This is a genomic window from Enterococcus saccharolyticus subsp. saccharolyticus, assembly GCF_029023825.1.
GTDB lineage: Bacteria > Bacillota > Bacilli > Lactobacillales > Enterococcaceae > Enterococcus_F > Enterococcus_F saccharolyticus.
The window spans coordinates 2,468,028-2,484,104 of sequence record NZ_CP118957.1; the positions used below are offsets into that span (position 1 = coordinate 2,468,028).

General features: G+C 37.6%; 18 protein-coding genes. 4 read left to right on the forward strand and 14 right to left on the reverse strand.

Annotation, left to right across the window (positions count from 1 at the left end):
- Nucleotides 1-40 precede the first annotated feature (40 nt).
- On the reverse strand, nt 41-430 hold the full coding sequence (locus tag PYW32_RS12540; RefSeq protein WP_016173936.1) for a DUF4809 family protein: 390 nt from the start codon (nt 428-430) through the stop codon (nt 41-43).
- 140 nt (nt 431-570) lie between these two features.
- On the opposite strand from PYW32_RS12540, the gene PYW32_RS12545 reads away from it, so the two are divergent.
- Nucleotides 571-819: a hypothetical protein gene (locus PYW32_RS12545; RefSeq protein ID WP_016173935.1), complete on the forward strand. Its 249-nt coding sequence runs from the start codon at nt 571-573 to the stop codon at nt 817-819.
- A gap of 175 nt (nt 820-994) precedes the next feature.
- Here the strand turns inward: PYW32_RS12545 and PYW32_RS12550 are convergent, their stop codons facing one another.
- The 6 genes from PYW32_RS12550 to PYW32_RS12575 all read right to left on the reverse strand — a co-directional run bounded on the left by PYW32_RS12550 (nt 995) and on the right by PYW32_RS12575 (nt 7,497).
- Nucleotides 995-2,938, reverse strand: a complete 1,944-nt coding sequence (locus tag PYW32_RS12550; RefSeq protein ID WP_016173934.1) for a GTP-binding protein — start codon at nt 2,936-2,938, stop codon at nt 995-997.
- A gap of 77 nt (nt 2,939-3,015) precedes the next feature.
- The gene (gene ccmA / locus PYW32_RS12555) at nt 3,016-4,041 is read right to left on the reverse strand and encodes a heme ABC exporter ATP-binding protein CcmA (protein WP_016173933.1); all 1,026 of its coding nucleotides are present in this window, start codon (nt 4,039-4,041) and stop codon (nt 3,016-3,018) included.
- On the reverse strand, nt 4,016-4,846 hold the full coding sequence (locus PYW32_RS12560; protein WP_016173932.1) for an ABC transporter permease: 831 nt from the start codon (nt 4,844-4,846) through the stop codon (nt 4,016-4,018). The genes ccmA and PYW32_RS12560 overlap by 26 nt, the downstream gene beginning before the upstream one ends.
- Nucleotides 4,843-5,640 (reverse strand): ABC transporter permease, encoded by a 798-nt coding sequence (locus tag PYW32_RS12565; protein WP_016173931.1) that lies wholly within the window; start codon nt 5,638-5,640, stop codon nt 4,843-4,845. Before PYW32_RS12565 ends, PYW32_RS12560 begins: the two co-directional genes overlap by 4 nt.
- The gene (locus PYW32_RS12570; RefSeq protein ID WP_016173930.1) at nt 5,637-6,473 is read right to left on the reverse strand and encodes an alkaline phosphatase family protein; all 837 of its coding nucleotides are present in this window, start codon (nt 6,471-6,473) and stop codon (nt 5,637-5,639) included. The genes PYW32_RS12565 and PYW32_RS12570 overlap by 4 nt, the downstream gene beginning before the upstream one ends.
- The gene (locus tag PYW32_RS12575; RefSeq protein ID WP_420828465.1) at nt 6,463-7,497 is read right to left on the reverse strand and encodes an ABC transporter substrate-binding protein; all 1,035 of its coding nucleotides are present in this window, start codon (nt 7,495-7,497) and stop codon (nt 6,463-6,465) included. The genes PYW32_RS12570 and PYW32_RS12575 overlap by 11 nt, the downstream gene beginning before the upstream one ends.
- 259 nt (nt 7,498-7,756) lie before the next feature.
- On the opposite strand from PYW32_RS12575, the gene PYW32_RS12580 reads away from it, so the two are divergent.
- The 3 genes from PYW32_RS12580 (at nt 7,757) to PYW32_RS12590 (ending at nt 10,588) form a co-directional block, all read left to right on the forward strand.
- On the forward strand, nt 7,757-8,485 hold the full coding sequence (locus tag PYW32_RS12580; RefSeq protein ID WP_016173928.1) for a DUF554 domain-containing protein: 729 nt from the start codon (nt 7,757-7,759) through the stop codon (nt 8,483-8,485).
- 18 nt (nt 8,486-8,503) lie between these two features.
- A complete protein-coding gene (locus tag PYW32_RS12585) occupies nt 8,504-8,899 on the forward strand; it encodes a hypothetical protein (RefSeq protein ID WP_016173927.1) in 396 nt (131 codons plus the stop codon).
- Between the two features lie 249 nt (nt 8,900-9,148).
- Nucleotides 9,149-10,588: a DUF1958 domain-containing protein gene (locus tag PYW32_RS12590; protein WP_016173926.1), complete on the forward strand. Its 1,440-nt coding sequence runs from the start codon at nt 9,149-9,151 to the stop codon at nt 10,586-10,588.
- Between the two features lie 131 nt (nt 10,589-10,719).
- Here PYW32_RS12590 and PYW32_RS12595 read toward each other — a convergent pair whose 3' ends face one another.
- From PYW32_RS12595 to PYW32_RS12625, 7 genes are all read right to left on the reverse strand, one after another.
- The gene (locus PYW32_RS12595; RefSeq protein WP_016173925.1) at nt 10,720-11,016 is read right to left on the reverse strand and encodes a hypothetical protein; all 297 of its coding nucleotides are present in this window, start codon (nt 11,014-11,016) and stop codon (nt 10,720-10,722) included.
- A 6-nt stretch (nt 11,017-11,022) separates the two neighbouring features.
- On the reverse strand, nt 11,023-12,546 hold the full coding sequence (locus PYW32_RS12600) for an ABC-F family ATP-binding cassette domain-containing protein (protein WP_016173924.1): 1,524 nt from the start codon (nt 12,544-12,546) through the stop codon (nt 11,023-11,025).
- Nucleotides 12,547-12,851: 305 nt separating this feature from the next.
- Nucleotides 12,852-13,535, reverse strand: a complete 684-nt coding sequence (locus tag PYW32_RS12605; RefSeq protein WP_016173923.1) for a 5'-methylthioadenosine/adenosylhomocysteine nucleosidase — start codon at nt 13,533-13,535, stop codon at nt 12,852-12,854.
- 1 nt (nt 13,536) lies between these two features.
- Entirely contained in the window at nt 13,537-14,403 is an 867-nt protein-coding gene (locus PYW32_RS12610) for a MetQ/NlpA family ABC transporter substrate-binding protein (protein WP_016173922.1), read from the reverse strand.
- A 14-nt stretch (nt 14,404-14,417) separates the two neighbouring features.
- A complete protein-coding gene (locus PYW32_RS12615; protein ID WP_016173921.1) occupies nt 14,418-15,194 on the reverse strand; it encodes an SDR family NAD(P)-dependent oxidoreductase in 777 nt (258 codons plus the stop codon).
- A 111-nt stretch (nt 15,195-15,305) separates the two neighbouring features.
- The gene (locus PYW32_RS12620) at nt 15,306-15,782 is read right to left on the reverse strand and encodes an S-ribosylhomocysteine lyase (RefSeq protein WP_016173920.1); all 477 of its coding nucleotides are present in this window, start codon (nt 15,780-15,782) and stop codon (nt 15,306-15,308) included.
- Between the two features lie 32 nt (nt 15,783-15,814).
- A complete protein-coding gene (locus PYW32_RS12625) occupies nt 15,815-16,066 on the reverse strand; it encodes a uroporphyrinogen decarboxylase/cobalamine-independent methonine synthase family protein (protein ID WP_016173919.1) in 252 nt (83 codons plus the stop codon).
- Nucleotides 16,067-16,077: the final 11 nt, after the last annotated feature.

A 16,077-nucleotide genomic window follows, 5' to 3' on the forward strand; every position in this document is an offset into this window, starting at 1 on the left:
CTAGCCTGTTTTATATTTTTCTTTCAATAAAACACATGTCCTAAACAACTACAAATGCTACTGCTTCTATCTCAAATAGCTCCGTCAAAATCTGGTTAACCTGCTGAAAAAGTAGTTCTGTACTTTGGTGTTGCGTAGAAATTATTTCCTGTTCATCGGTTTTATAGATTTGTTTGCCAAATTGTTCCACAAATCGAACTCGCTTCTCTTCATATTGGAACTCGATACATTCATCCATAAAATCCATGACTAATGTTTGCCGAAATCCAGCTTGTAAAACAATTGCCATAACTAAGGAAGGTACATCCAATTCTTCAAGAGGAGTGGTGACTTGACCTAACGTAAGAGTGTATGACATTGTTTTGATTGTTGGACATGCATTACATCCTCCATTTATTAAATCGGTTGAATGGGAAATCGTTGCTTGCATGTTGCCACCTCCTTTTGTGATTATATTAACATAAAAATCAATCATTGTACGATGCAACTAACTAGAAAGTGCGTTGTCTTTTCTTGTTACGCCCTACAGAAATCGCTATAATTATTATATATAAAGGAGGGTTTTTAGTTATGAAAAAATGGTTAGCTGTAGAACTAAGTTTACTTACATTATTAATAGGTTCAAAACTTTTAGGTTATACACTACTTACAGAATGGCTTTGGTTTTTCGTCTTTGCGACTTTTCTTCGAATAGTGGTGGCTTTGCTTTTAACTAAACAAACAAGATATACATCTTTTCTTCGTTACAGCGTTCAATTCTCGTCAAAAGACAACCTAGTAAACACCAGCGAATTACTTGGTAAACCTAAAGGGATTTAAATTATAGAAATTAATAAATATACAAACGAATGGCTTATTATCAGCAAACTAACTAAAGAAGAGATCCAAAAATCACTCGATGATTACCTATATAAAAACCAAGTAACTACCAAAGTAACACCCAAAATCACTCTTTCACCTTATATCCATGCTGTTTTTGATGGTTTTTCTTGTTTCATTTCAACTGGATGTGACATTTTGCGTCCACTTCATGCCACACAACATCATATCCTTTTCCTTTTGAAAAGAAAATCGAGTTGGGGGTATTGTTCAATTCACTAGTTGGGTCATATGAATAATCCGTAATGATTTCGGCTTCATTATGACAAGGATAATAACCTTTTACAGTAGTAGTTAAGCGTCCTTTATTTTTAGTAAAAGAAGCAAATTCTATCGGATAATCTAAAAATGTTGCTACTGGAACCATACCTTCAATCGTGGTTGTTTCTTCATCGGCTTCTTCAATTGGCGCAATTTCGCCTTTATATTTTTGTAAATCAGTAACTACTTTGCCGACTAAATCTGTAGGTACCACAATTTTAACTTGATACCACGGTTCTAATAATTGACTGGTCGCTTTCATTAATCCTTGGCGTACAGCTCGATAAGTTGCTTCACGAAAATCGCCACCTTTTGTTTCTGGATGATGCGCAATTCCTGCAAGCAAAGTGATTGTTACATCGGTTAAAGGTGCCCCAATTAGCACACCGCGATGCACTTTTTCCGTTAGATGCTGCAGGATGCCTTTTTGATAATTTGTCGTTAATTGTTCCAATGAACATTGATTTTTCAAGAGAATTCCTTGTCCTTGTTCCCCAGGCTCCATCCAAAGCGCAACTTCAGCATAATGACGTAGAGGCTCATAATGACCATTGCCACGTACTGGTTCAACTAACGTCTCTTTGTACAATACACTTGGTCTTGAAAATGTAATGGCTTCATTGAAGCGTAAAGCAAAACTTTCTTGGATATAATCCATTTGAATCTGTCCAATCACCTGAATAAATACTTCTTTGTTCGCTTCCTCATATCGTACTTGTAGAGAAGGATCTTCTTCCTCCAATTGTGCGAAATGTTGTAACAACGCATCACTCGATAATTCCGATAAAACTTGGACTTCTAACGCTGGTTCGCGAGTTAATGTGCGAACTTGGGGAAGTTTATCAAAGAAAACATCCGTAGTTGCCAAAATATCGCCTATTTTCAATTCCGTAATACCGGCAATACCAACAATTTCGCCAGCATGTGCTTCTTGAATAGCTACTAATTTTTCATGTTGCGCAAAGAGTTGATTGATCTTCATCTCACTAGTTGGTAATTGTGGACTATGTAGACGGTCTTTGACAGCAAAACGTCCCGATAATACTTTAACAAAATGAATTCGTTGCCCTTTTTCTGTCAAAACTTTATACACTTGACCGATGTTGTCCGTTTGATTCGCTTCATAACGTACAGACATCACTAATTCAAGCAACATGTCCACTCCTTCCAATTGTGCGGCAGAACCCTTAATAACAGGAAACAATTTTCGTTGTTGGACCGCTTGACTAAATGCTTGGTTGAACTGCTCACTTGTTGCTTTATCGATTTGCGCCAACCACTTTTCATCAAGCAATGCCCAGTTTTCTTGGAATGCTTGCGAATGAATTGATTCTTCAACTAGGACAAAACGCTCGTCTATTTTTTCTAATCCTGCGAAAGCTTTTGACACATCACTAGTTGGTAAGTCACATTTATTAATGAATACTATAACGGGTACTTGATAAGTCGCACATAAATCAATGATGGTTTCTGTATATCCTGTCACACCTTCTGTGGCACTTAATAACACAATCGCTAAATCAGTGACTTGCAAACTACGCTCCATTTCAAACGTTAAATCCATGTGCCCTGGCGTATCAATTAACGTAAAGCCTTCTTGATAATCAACCGAAACAGGTTTACTCAAAAAGGTAATCCCACGTTTTCTTTCAAGCGGATGCTGATCAAAAAAAGTCGTTCCTTTATTGACATTTCCTAGTTGCGTAATTTGTCCACTTTTATAGAGCAATGCCTCCGTTAAGGTCGTTTTTCCAGCATCTACATGAGAAAAAATCCCAATAACTTTCTTCCTATCCATTTCCTTCGCCTCATCTCTCAAATCTTCCAATCTATTGTAACAAAAAAACACCTACCAACAATGGTAAGTGCTTCAAGTTATTCGTTTATCACACGCGGAACATCGACCACAATCATATCTTCCGCATCGATATACAAGTAATTGGTTTCTGGAATCTCATGCCAATCGTTTAAACGATCCACAAAGATTTCTTTGCCACGATTTGTTTCAAAGCGATAACGACGAATATTTCCTAGTGTAATAACATTTTTTAATTTGACAGGAATGCGAAACGTGCCTTTGATGGCTTTAGTTGAAATTAGTTCCGGACGGATATAATACAAATGGCGATTGCCCATTCCTGAAAAAACAGGCGTGTATTCATCCAACTCTTCCCAATCAAAACAAATATTATTACCAATAAATTCTGCGACAAAGGGACTTTCTGGGGAAGTGTACAATTCGAATGGTGACGAAGCTTGCACAATTTCGCCCGCTTCCAAAACAAACACGCGATCGCTAATCAACATTGCTTCTTCTTGGTCATGCGTCACAAAAATCATGGTCATATTTAATTCTTTTTGAATATGGCGTAAATCTTTTTGCAATTGTTTACGAATTTTGGCATCCAATGCACTTAATGGTTCATCTAGCAATAAAATTTTTGGTTCTGTCGCAAGAGCACGGGCTAAAGCAACACGCTGCTTTTGGCCACCTGAAAGTCGTTGTACATAGGTATCTGCAAAATCGGTTAATTGGACTAAATCTAATAATTTAAAGACTCGTTGATTCATCGTTCCTTTGTCCATTTTTCGTGCTTTTAAACCAAAAGAGACATTTTCAAAAACTGTCATAGTTGGAAATAACGCATAATGTTGGAACACAAAACCGATGTCACGTTCTTTTGTCGGTCGTTGTTGAATCGCTTGCCCATCTAATTCAAGCGCGCCTTGTTGCGGTTGTTCCAAACCTGCAATACAACGTAGTAAAGTTGATTTCCCACAACCGCTTGGACCTAACAGCGTCACAAATTCACCTTTTTGAACATCAAAAGAAATTTCTTTCAAAATTTTCTTTTCACCAAAAGATAGCGACAAATCACGAATGCTCAAGTAGTTTTTCATAAACAGGTTCCTCCACTTTTTCCTTTACGACAACTTTTTTCGTTTGTTTTTTATTGAAATAGAAAATACTAAATGCCGTTGCTAATAAAAACAAGAAATACAAAATCATTACCGCACTGGCAACATGACCATTTTCATTCATTCGACGCAACATATAGATACGCAAGGTTTCAAAACGGCCACCGATTAATAAATTGGTTAACATGTATTCACCAAACACAGAAGAAAAGACCATTAATGAAACTAGCGTTGTCCCTACTTTTAAATTAGGAATCAATACGCTACGAATAATAGGAAACATTGGAACCCCTAACGTTTCGGCTGCTTCAACAAGTTCTTTCATATTTACCAATTTCATTTGATTACTAATACCTAGGTAAACAATAGGTAACATCGAAATAAATAACGCACCTAACAGCACAAAAAACATTGGTATATTAGAATTTGAATAGGTTCGAAGCAATGCCGTAACTAAAATTACCCCAGGAATTGCGTAAGGTAATAACACAATTTTTTGCAATGTTTGATCCCAACGTGGAAAGTATAAATGAATCCAAATCATCGTTGGAACTAATATAACGAATACAACTAGACTCATCAAACTTGCCAATAACAACGAACGTCCTACTGCAAATAAAAAGGCAGAATCACTTAATAATTGAACAAACCATTGCAAGGTAAAATCATCAGGTAAAATGCTTTTTTCCCAAGAAGTAGAACTTGCATAGAAAAAAGTAGCCAGTAACGGACTGAGATAATAAAGCGCAAATAAACTTAAAATAAGCGTCACAACAACTTTTTTCATTTTTTCTCCCTTCTTCCTACAACGGTCATCAATGTCACCATCATCAAACCAAATAACACAGCTAACGCACTCCCCATATTGGGTTTTGCAAACACATCCCCTGATACCAGTGAGGCAATCCGTACCGTCAATAAATTCACATTGCTTCCTGTTAACGCATAGGCAGTTTCATAGGTACCCATTCCGTTGGCAAATAGAATAATGAACGTGGTTAAAAGAGAGGGACGTAAAAATGGCAAGGCAACTTTGCGCCAATAATAAAACGAATCTGTTCCTAAAGTCGCAGCTGCTTCGGCCCATTCTTTTTTTAATTCACGCATACTTGGATAGAGGAATAACACGCCTAAAGGAATTTGAAAATAAACATAAGTTAAACCCAATCCCCACCATGAATAGAGATCAAAAGCCTGTAAAGACGGCATCATTAACTTTAGTACCCCGGCATTACCTAGTAAAATAATAAAAGAAAATGCCAAGGGAATACCAGCAAAATTCGCTGCTAAATTGGAGACAAAGGTAATTTTTTCTTGTGTTTTTTCAGACAGTTGTAACAAACAAATACATAACACAATAGCACCAAGCAATCCTAAAACACATGAAACCAAAGTAATCAACAAACTATTAAAAAATGCTTGATAATAATAAGAATTACTAAAAAATTCTGTGTAATTCGTAATCGTCCATGCACCTGTTTGATCGTTTTGAAAACTACCAATCAGCATGAAAAGCAGCGGCACAATTAAAAATGCCGCTAGCAAACTGATTAAGGGGAGTAATCCTACATACTTTTTCATGAAATTTGCCCCCTTGTCGTCCCGATTTGCATATTTCCAGAAGCGTCAATTTCTAGTAAATTACAAATTAACGGTGCTAATTCCAACTGATTCATTTGTTGTATGCCGCTATTTTCTGGGAATTTTGATGAAAAGATAAACAAAGGAACCTCACGATGCGCTGCTAAACTTCCTCCATGCAACCCTTTGTCATCCATGCCATGATCGGCGGTCACTAGGATTTGATAGCCTTGTTCTAACCATGTGGGCAAACACATACCTAAGATAGCATCGGCTTGATTCACTGTTGCCGCATACTCTCGAGACGCAGCGGTAAATTTATGCCCCACATCATCAATGTTCATTGAATGAATCAACATAAAATGAGGTGCATACGTCTGGATAATATAGTTCGCATCCGCAAATACATGCGAATCTGGATAGTGATCTTCACTATAAAAAATTCCGTGTTGAATGGCATTTTTTTCATCGTGTTGGATGCGATGACGCGCAATATCATAAGGTGCTTCATTAAACAATTCACTTTGCCAATAGTAGGCAGCTGCTCCTGTAATCCCACCTGCTTCTTTGACTAAATCAAATATTGAGACTTCTTTTGAACGACGAACATGTCCGTTCGTTAAAATCCCATTACGATAACTCGGAACTCCGGTCGCTAGCACTTCATAAAGAGGACGTGAATTACTCGGCATTTCAGCAATCAATTTAATTAGGGTTGCTTGATGATGTGCCACAAAATGATTTAGTACACCCATTTGTTCAAGTGCCGTATCATACCGGCAACCATCTAATACAATCAGAATTAACTTTTCATCCATTGCCTTATTTGGCATGGCTGAGAACCTCCTTTTGCCACAATTCAGGAAGTGTCATCGCTGTTTCATCCCATTTAGCGTTATCTTTGACTGGTTGTGCTGCTTCGTATTCTGCTGCTGGCAATAATTTATCCGCCACTTCTTTTGGTAATTCGACGTTTTCACGAATTGGACGAGCATAACCTTTCGCTAAATTAATTTGTCCTTCATCTGACAAAATATATTCACGCGCTAATTTTGCTGCATTTGGATGTGGGGCATTTTTATTGATAATTGTTGTGTATCCGCTAATCACAGAACCATCTGTGGGAATCGTCACTTCAAAACGGTCCGCATTTATTTGATCGCGGTAATTTAACCCATTGAAATCCCACACAATCGTTACATCAATTTCGCCTTTTTCTAAGTTCGCCACACTTGCATCTACTGACGACAAGCGGCCATTTTTCGCAAACTCTTGGAAATAATCCAATCCTGGTTGAATATTTTCTTCATCGCCACCTTTGGCAATAGCTGCGGCTAAAACAGCAAATTGTGCTTGATTGGCTTTGGTAACGTCACCGACAGCGACTTGATAGTCTCCTTTTGCCAATTCTTCCCATGATTTTGGTGCTTCTTTAACATTGTTTTTATCGGTTAAAAAGGCAATTGTTCCGGTATAACTTAACAACCAATGCCCGTCTTGATCTTTGGCCCACTCAGGAATTTCATCCCAGTAACTCGTTTTGTAAGGTAAGGTTAGCTCTTTGCCGGCAGCCAATGGTCCAAAACTAATCCCAACATCCCCAATATCAGCAGTTCCTTTTGCGCCTTCTGATTCAAATTTTGCTAATTCTTCCGCACTCGACATGTCTGTATCTGTGTGTGATAATCCATATTTTTCATTTAAATCGTTCCAAGTATCCACCCAGTTTGCCCAAGTATCAGGCATACCCAAACTGGCAATAGCGCCTTCTTCTTTCGCTTTTTCAGTAATTGTTTCTAATGAATCATCTTCAGAGACATTGCTTTCTTTCGTTTCAGATGAACAAGCACCTAACATTGGTAATAAGAGTGCACTTGTTAATGTTAAAAGTGTAAATTTTTTTGAAAGTTTCATTTTTTCACCTCATCGTTTGATGAAATCATCGTAACAAAGCTCTTTTAATTTCTGACCAAATTTACGCAAAGAGTCTATGAAGTTTGTTGACATCTTGTTAGAAAAGTTAAAATTCTGTAAATGCGAAAAAACAACTTGCTATTGATAATATTAGGTAGCATTTGCTAGACTAAATGAAGAGTGATAGAAAGAAGGAGTAGAAATGCCAACAGGTGTGTTAATAAATACAGGAGCGATTTTGTTTGGAGGGCTTTTAGGCGGCTTACTCGGCAATCGTCTTAGTGAAGAATTTAAGAACAATTTAACAATGATTTTTGGGGTTTGTTCCATGGGAATGGGGATCTATGCTATTGCGCCCATGCAATATATGCCCGCTGTCATTTTTGCATTAGTGATTGGGACTGGTCTTGGTTTAGCTTTTCGTCTTGGTGATAAAATCAATCGCGGCGCAATACTCATGCAACGACCGATTGCCAAGCTTTTCCCTTCAGAACATCTAACGATTGATGAAGATGAATTTGTCCGTTCATTGGTCACAATTATCGTCTTATTTTGCGCCAGTGGTACTGGAATTTACGGTAGTTTGGATGCTGGGATGACAGGCGATCATTCGATTTTAATTTCAAAATCGATTTTGGATTTTTTTACCGCAGCGATTTTTGCCTGTAATTTAGGCTTTGTGGTTTCCGTGATTGCTGTACCGCAACTACTGATTTTTGGTACGTTATTCTATACAGCAACCGTCATCTTTCCTTTAACGACCCCAGAAATGATTTTAGATTTCAAAGCATGTGGAGGCTTTTTAATGTTAGCAACAGGCTTTCGGATGATTCAAGTTAAGATGTTTCCAACGGCGGACATGATTCCAGCAATGATTTTAGTCATGCCTTTTAGTTGGCTTTGGGTTAACTGGATTACACCATTTTTGTAGAGAATAGAAGAGCGTCAAATGAATAATCATCAAAAGAAACGTTATATAGGATTAATTGGGCTGTATGTCCTTTTATTAGTTACTTCTTCTCTTATTCAACAAATAACGTATTATGGGATGTCAGCAGTTATTTTGATTGTCCTAACAATTGTATTATTAGTTATTTTGTGGAAATATTTACGGCGGAATCATATGATTCACATAACATGGACCAGTATGCCCTATGAACCAACCGCTCATAAAAGTGAACGACTATTTTTGTTTAGTCTCGTGAATCTGGTTGCACCCATCCTTCGATTCCACGATATAACTACGTATGATTTGATTGTTTCTGCTATTGCACTGTTGGTCGGTATCATTGGTTATACAATCAATGAACGTCGTCTTTCTAGCAAGAAAAATAAGCACACATAAATATCACGTCAGAAGCGATGCGTATGATGAAACCCAAAATAGCAGTTTTCTCTTGTTACAATTCTCAGTAAAAGCTGTGACTGTAAACCTAACGTTACCAACCAAAAAAATACTCGCTTTTGCTGAGTATTTTTTTGGTTATTTTCCGTTCGTGAAAATGTTATTCATTGCGGACGCGGTCTCGTTGACTCACTTTTTCTGAAATTATGCTAAAATAATAGCTGACACTACATTCAAAGGAGAGTTATTTTGAAAACAAAAAAAATCGGATTTCTACTTAGTCTCTTGGCTTTTTTCTATATATTGACAACAACAAAGCCGGTGGTAGCAGATACGTTGCTGGAACAAGTAAACAAAGACTACAATGTTCCTAAATCAGATTTACCAGAAACAGGGATTGTCATTGAAGCAGAAAATGGTCAAATTTTTTGGGAGCAAGATGCCACCAAAAGTATCAATGCCGCAGAACTTTCCAATTTAATGACCACTTATTTGGTTCTTGAAGCCATTCATAATGGTACGTTAAGCTTAGAAACAAAAGTCATCGCCACTCAAAATGACGAAGCGATTGGGCAAATAAAATCACTCAACAACAATAATATCATCGCAGGAATTGAATATACTGTTAGAGATTTACTTAAATTGGCGGTCACTCCCTCATCAAATGTCGCTACTTTAATGCTCGCTAACTTATTAGAAGAGCAAGATGGTCGCTTTGTGACAAAAATGAATAATAAAGCGGTCGAATTAGGGATGACACAGACCACTTTTAATACTGCTACCGGTATTCCGGCAGTTCAATTTGAGGGCTATTACCAACCAGAAGGCTATGACAGTAATGCCGAGAATATCACCACCGCAAAAGATTTAGCCAGTTTAGCTTATCATTTGCTACGTGACTTTCCTTCTGTTTTAGATACAACCAAAGAAACTTCTTTTACGATTTTACCGGATTCATTGTATGAAGAAACATTTCAAACAGATAATGACACCTTATATGGTCGCCCCTTTGCATTTAAAGGAGCAGACGGTCTCAAGACTAGCCACTCCGAAGCAGGATTTAATGCCATTACTACAGCACGTCGCAATGGATTACGTCTTATAACTGTGTTGACAGGCGTTGGGGACTCAGCTCAGCCGGAAAGTGAACGATCCCTTTATCCGATTAGTAATACCTTAATGGAGCAAATTTTTGATACTTATGAATACAAGGAAATTGTTTCCGCTGGTCAACAAGAAATCAATGACAAAACCGTCCTAGTCGAAAATGATTGGTACGCAGTGGTCAAAAAAGGCAGTCAACCGACGTTCACCTTGCAAGGCGAAACACTTACCTTAACAGATGCCTTGCCAATTATCTCTGATACAGCCTTGCCTTTATCGGTATCTTATCGTGAGATTACTTCAAACATTGAAAAAAATATTGATCAACACACTTTTTTAGCACAACTTATTAATGTTATTGAGATTACTAAATTAACAATTCTCGCTTTGGGCACGACATTCTTAGGGCTTATTTTCTTACTAATGTCCATTTTCATCCCAATTGTCCCCGAAGACAAAGAGAAACTAGCCAATCGCAAACGTCCACATACACCGCCATTACCAATGAAAAAAATCATGCGTTGGGCAGGCTTAGCTATCTTTTTAGTAGGCATAGGCATTTTACTTGTACAATATATTTTGTAATATTCACATAAAAAAGGGGCCGTAACTAACTAACTTATGTCACAGCCCCAACATTTTCTATTTGTTTTGATAAATGGCTCCCATATAACGCTAGCATCCAATTAACTATTTATCATTCAATTTCCACGTACTTATTTGTCCAAATCTATTTCAAAACCATCAAATACTTCACCATCATAATATTTTAACAGTTGGTCAACACTAAGTAATGACGAGGTTATTTCCTCGGTAGACTCTTCTATCTGTTGTCTTTCAACATACTCTTGATACTGTTCCATCAACATCCGATACATTTCCACACGAGAATTACCTTCCCCAGTAACAAAAGGTAATTCCCTAAGAAAACCCGAATAAATAGGTTTATCTTCAATAACTTCTACAGGTAGTTCCATCACTGTTAAGTTTAAGTCTTTAAATTGTTCAAACATTGTCTTTTACCCCTCAATTTCAATCACACGCTCAACAAATGCTTCATAGAAATCTTGTTCATGAGAAACCACAATAACAGTTCCTTCATATTCTGCTAAGCTTTGTTGCAAACTCTCTTTTGTTTCTTGGTCGATATGGTTGGTTGGTTCATCTAAAATCAATAGATTGCCATCTGTCATTGTCATTTGAGCAAGTTTTACTTTTGTTTGTTCGCCACCACTTAACATTTTCAAAGGTTCTTGTGCCAGCTGATTTACTAATCCTGCTCGTGAAAGTTGGCGGCGCAAATCCTTAATTGTCGCCTTTTCGTATAGATTACCTAGGTATTGCAGAGGTGTTTCCAAAGGTGATTCCCACACTAATTCTTGAGAGAAATAGTTGATTTTTGTATTTGCTGGGAAGTGGAATTCACCAGAAATAGCAGGAATTTCACCAATTAATGTCTTTAATAGCGTTGATTTCCCAATTCCGTTAAAACCACGAATGGCAATTTTCTCGCCGTAACGGATAGTTAGATTGATAGGATTTAATAAAGGTTTATCATAGCCCACTACTAAAGCATCGGTAGTTAAAGCAAGTGTACTAACAATCGGTTTGTAGGGAAATTGGAAATTAGGTTTCGCCGTATCACTTGGTGGTGTTAAACGCTCAATTTTATCTAATTGTTTCTCACGGCTTTTCGCCATTGTCGAACGTGAACCTGCTTTATATTTACGAATATATGCTTCAGTTTTTTCAATATGGCGTTTTTGGGCTTCATATTGACGTAAATAACTTTCACGATTCGCTTCTTTTTGTTTTAAAGCTTTTGTCAAATTCCCCGTATATTTGGTTAATTGACCAAATTCAATATCCGCAATATGTGTTGTAATCTCATTTAAAAAAGCACGGTCATGCGAAATAACCAAAAATGTACCATTAAATCCTTTTAGAAATTCCGTTAACCATTGTACGTGCGTATCATCCAAATGGTTGGTTGGTTCATCAAGCACCAACATATCAGGTTTTTCTAACAATAATTTCGCTAAAATGACTTTAGAACGTTGTCCACCACTCAAATTCTTCAATAAACTATCTAGTCCTAAAACATCAATTCCTAATCCTGTAGCCATTTCTTGAATTAAGGTATTCATTTGATAGAATTCCCCTTGATCCAGTTGAGTCTGTAAACGACCTGCACGTTCTAAAAGCTTATCTTCGAATGTTTCACTATATCTCGTGTATAACTCGGTAATCTCTTGTTCAATGTCTAATTCTTTTTGGAAGGCTGTTTTTAAGAACTCTTCAATGGTCAACGTCTCATTCACACGAACATATTGGTCTAAATACCCCATGTGACAGTTTTTCGCAATTTCGACACGTCCTTCATCGGGCAATTGCTCGCCGGTAATAATCTTGATTAACGTCGATTTTCCAGCACCATTTTGTCCAATTAAACCGACATGTTCTCCTTTGTTGACTTGTAGATTCAACTCCTCATATAAAATTTTATCTCCAAATTGTTGGGTAATGTTTATTAAACTTAGCATTTTTTCTCTCCATTTCTTTATCTGTACAAACAAACAGCCGTAGACGCATTGTCCACGGCTTTATCTATCACTTCTCAAAAAAGACACCACAAATAAACCTCGTCTTTTTTGATGAAGTATCTATAGCGGGCTCTTAACAATGCTTCATCCTCAATTGTTAAGAGCTGCTTTTCTGATGAATTTTAAATAGGATTTATAAAACACGACAATCATCCTTTCTAATCACACGTAAGTCTAACATGCGTGAGAAAAATTGTCCACTTGACGACATTAAAAAAACCTGGTGCCCACTGACACCAGTTTTTTTATACCCATTGATTTAAAAGAAGATTCACTGCTTGAAATGCTTGTTCGGCAGCATGATCCAAGGTATTGTCAAATGTATCGGGCGCGGCATCGCCTACATGATCAGAAATTCCACGAACATTGACAATTGGAATATCATAGAAACTTGCCACTTGTGCCAACGAACAGCTTTCCATATCAGAAGCAGCGATTGTTGGAAATACTTGACGAATCGCAGCAATGGATTGTGTATCACTCATGAAAGAATCTGATGTGACAATCGTTCCCAAATGTGCTGTCACAGAGCTATCTTTCAAAGCAAACTCAATCTTTTCCAACCACTTTTGAGCAACCGGATAATCCGCGGGCATTTGTGGTACTTGACCAAACGCATAATCAAACCCCGTTGCATCCACATCACTATACACAAATTTGTCGGTATAAACGACATCACCTAACGCAAAATCGGTACGAAAAGAACCGGTTGTACCAGTGTTAATAATCAAATCAGGTTGCACTTTTTCACACAACCAAGCGGCTGTAGCAGCCGCATTGGTTTTACCAATGCCTGATTCTACTAAATATAAGGTATCGTTGACTTCTTCAATAATCGTTTTTCCTTTACGCCACACGACAGTTGCAGGAAAATTCGCTCGAAACGGGGCTAATTCTTCCGCCATTGCGGCAACAATTGCAATTTTCACTTTATTCCCATACCTCACTCACTGGTTCATCAACCTCTACTTTGGTACCATCAAATTGTTCCGTCACAAACTCTTGAACTTTAGGATCATGATACAGTTCCCCTAATTTTTGGAGCGCTTCTTCATTTGCACGGTCTTCTTTCACAGCAATGATGTTAATGCTTTTACGTGTCGATGCATCAGCTTCTTCACGATAAATCGAATCTTTCAATACGTTTAAACCACCTTCAAACGCAATTGTGTTACTAATTAAAACTAAATCCACATCCGGTAATACACGAGGTCCAGTCAAATCATCAATTAATGTGAACTGTAAATTTTTAGGATTTTCAACAACATCATCAGGGGTGCCGATACCATCATCAAAATCAGCTTTTAATTTAATCAAACCTGCTGATTCTAAGACACGTAAACCACGCGCAGTATTTGATGGATTATCCGCTAAAGCAACGTTAGCTCCGTCAGTAATCTCTTCAATTGATTTGAATTTATTTGAATATACACCCATTGGTTCAATATATGTCGTTGCGACAGGAACTAACTTGACAGGACTTTCTGCATTAAAACTTTCAAGATAACCAATCGATTGAAAAGCATTCGCATCTGCGTCACCATCTGCCACTGCGTTATTAGTAATCGCACCGCCCGTAATGTCTTGCACTTCTAATTTAATGCCTGCTTCTTTGGCTGCATCCGATTTTGCGATAAAACGCCAAATCTCTGCATCTGGTCCCACTGAAGCAATGCGAATTGTTTCTTCTTTAGCTGCATTCGTTGTTTCTTTTGTGTCTTCGGTCTTTGCTTGATTGCCACAAGCACCTAACAAAAGAACGCCTGCTATTAATAAACCACTTACCCATTTTTTCATTTGATTCTCTCCTTTTAGTTCATTGTCATACCGCCTGTTACATTAATCGCTTGTCCCGTCATGTAGCTTGCTAAAGGACTCGCTAAAAATAAAACGACATTTGCAACATCTTGAGGGGTTCCTGTTCGCCCTAAAGGTACTTGGCTATTATCTTCTTCAAGCACTTCTTGCGCTGTCATCCCACGAATTGCGCCACCTTCAATCCGTTCACGATGTTTCATTGGTGTTTCAATAATTCCTGGACACACCGCATTTACTAAAATGCCTTGTGCTGCTACTTCTAAAGCTAATGTTTTGCATAACCCTAAAACAGCATGTTTGGATGCCACATAGGCTGACATGCCACGATACCCATTTTTCCCCGCTTGCGAAGCGAGAAAAAGAATGCGACCTTGTATTTGGTGTTTTTGCATCAATTTTGCAATATGTTTACTGCTTAAATACGCACCACGAGTATTGACTGCATAAACTTTATCAAAATCAGTGGTTTGACTCTCCGTTAAAAAGTCCATAGTTGATATTCCAGCCACATCTACAAACACCTCGGGAATTACTCGGTAATTTTCTAGCTGTTCCACAAGAGATTCGATTGCAGTTTCTTGACTAATATCTAATTTAATTTGATAAAGTTGCTCATTGATTGCTGTTAGGTTTTCTTCTGAAAAACCAATATCAGCTGCAACAACAATGGCTCCTTCCTTTAAAAAGGTTGCTACAATTGATTCCCCAATTCCTTGCTTACTACCAATAACCAAAACAACCTTGTTCACTAGCTCAGGAAAATATCCCACTTGCCATCCTCCTTCATCCTTTGTATAAATAGCTGGTGATTTGAACAAAAAGCAATTACCTCGGCATCACTTTGGTACAACTTAGATATACCGAGGTAATGGAAACTAACCTTATTTCACTACATTACGTTCAAAAGCGTTATCACTAATTCCTTGTTCAATTACTAGTTTGGCGTATTCTTTCGCACCAAACAATGAATGATCGCGATAATTCCCACATTCTTTTTCAGATACACCTTGAATATCTTTAAATTGAATATCATTCACCACAATTGTTAAAACTTCGGTCAATGCTTTCGCTACTTCTGTTGCGCTAGGTACTCCCCAAGTAATTAAATGGAACCCAGTACGGCAACCAAAAGGTGAAATATCAATAATGCCATCTAAACGATCACGCATTAAATCTGCTAACAAATGTTCTAACGTATGAATGGTTCCTGTTGGCATTTCTTTTTCATTTGGTTGTAAGAAACGCAAATCATAATTGGCAATAACGTCACCTTTTTTTCCATGTTCTTCTGCAATTAAACGCACATAAGGAGCTTTAACCTTTGTGTGATCTAGTGTAAAACTTTCTACTTCTGCCATAATCTTTTCCTCCTAAATTTCACTGGGTACGACTATTGGTCGCCCCAGACTTCTTTGGCTGTTTCAATAATTAATGCGAATTTTTTCCATTGATCTTCTTCGCTGACTTTATTACCTTCATGCGTAGAAGAGAAGCCACATTGCGGACTTAAACATAATTGTCCTAATGGCACATATTGACTTGCTTCTTTAATTCGAGCTTTTAACGCTGCTTTTTCTTCTAATTCTGGCGTTTTTGTTGTCACTAAGCCTAAAACAATGCGTTGATCTTTAATATGTTGCAAAGGTTCAAAAC

Coding starts and splice junctions, on each gene's coding strand:
- PYW32_RS12540 (WP_016173936.1), bottom strand. CDS start 430: ATGCAAGCAACGATTTCCCATTCAACCGATTTAATAAATGGAGGATGT.
- PYW32_RS12545 (WP_016173935.1), top strand. CDS start 571: ATGAAAAAATGGTTAGCTGTAGAACTAAGTTTACTTACATTATTAATA.
- PYW32_RS12550 (WP_016173934.1), bottom strand. CDS start 2,938: ATGGATAGGAAGAAAGTTATTGGGATTTTTTCTCATGTAGATGCTGGA.
- ccmA (WP_016173933.1), bottom strand. CDS start 4,041: ATGAAAAACTACTTGAGCATTCGTGATTTGTCGCTATCTTTTGGTGAA.
- PYW32_RS12560 (WP_016173932.1), bottom strand. CDS start 4,846: ATGAAAAAAGTTGTTGTGACGCTTATTTTAAGTTTATTTGCGCTTTAT.
- PYW32_RS12565 (WP_016173931.1), bottom strand. CDS start 5,640: ATGAAAAAGTATGTAGGATTACTCCCCTTAATCAGTTTGCTAGCGGCA.
- PYW32_RS12570 (WP_016173930.1), bottom strand. CDS start 6,473: ATGCCAAATAAGGCAATGGATGAAAAGTTAATTCTGATTGTATTAGAT.
- PYW32_RS12575 (WP_420828465.1), bottom strand. CDS start 7,497: ATGTTAGGTGCTTGTTCATCTGAAACGAAAGAAAGCAATGTCTCTGAA.
- PYW32_RS12580 (WP_016173928.1), top strand. CDS start 7,757: ATGCCAACAGGTGTGTTAATAAATACAGGAGCGATTTTGTTTGGAGGG.
- PYW32_RS12585 (WP_016173927.1), top strand. CDS start 8,504: ATGAATAATCATCAAAAGAAACGTTATATAGGATTAATTGGGCTGTAT.
- PYW32_RS12595 (WP_016173925.1), bottom strand. CDS start 11,016: ATGTTTGAACAATTTAAAGACTTAAACTTAACAGTGATGGAACTACCT.
- PYW32_RS12600 (WP_016173924.1), bottom strand. CDS start 12,546: ATGCTAAGTTTAATAAACATTACCCAACAATTTGGAGATAAAATTTTA.
- PYW32_RS12610 (WP_016173922.1), bottom strand. CDS start 14,403: ATGAAAAAATGGGTAAGTGGTTTATTAATAGCAGGCGTTCTTTTGTTA.
- PYW32_RS12620 (WP_016173920.1), bottom strand. CDS start 15,782: ATGGCAGAAGTAGAAAGTTTTACACTAGATCACACAAAGGTTAAAGCT.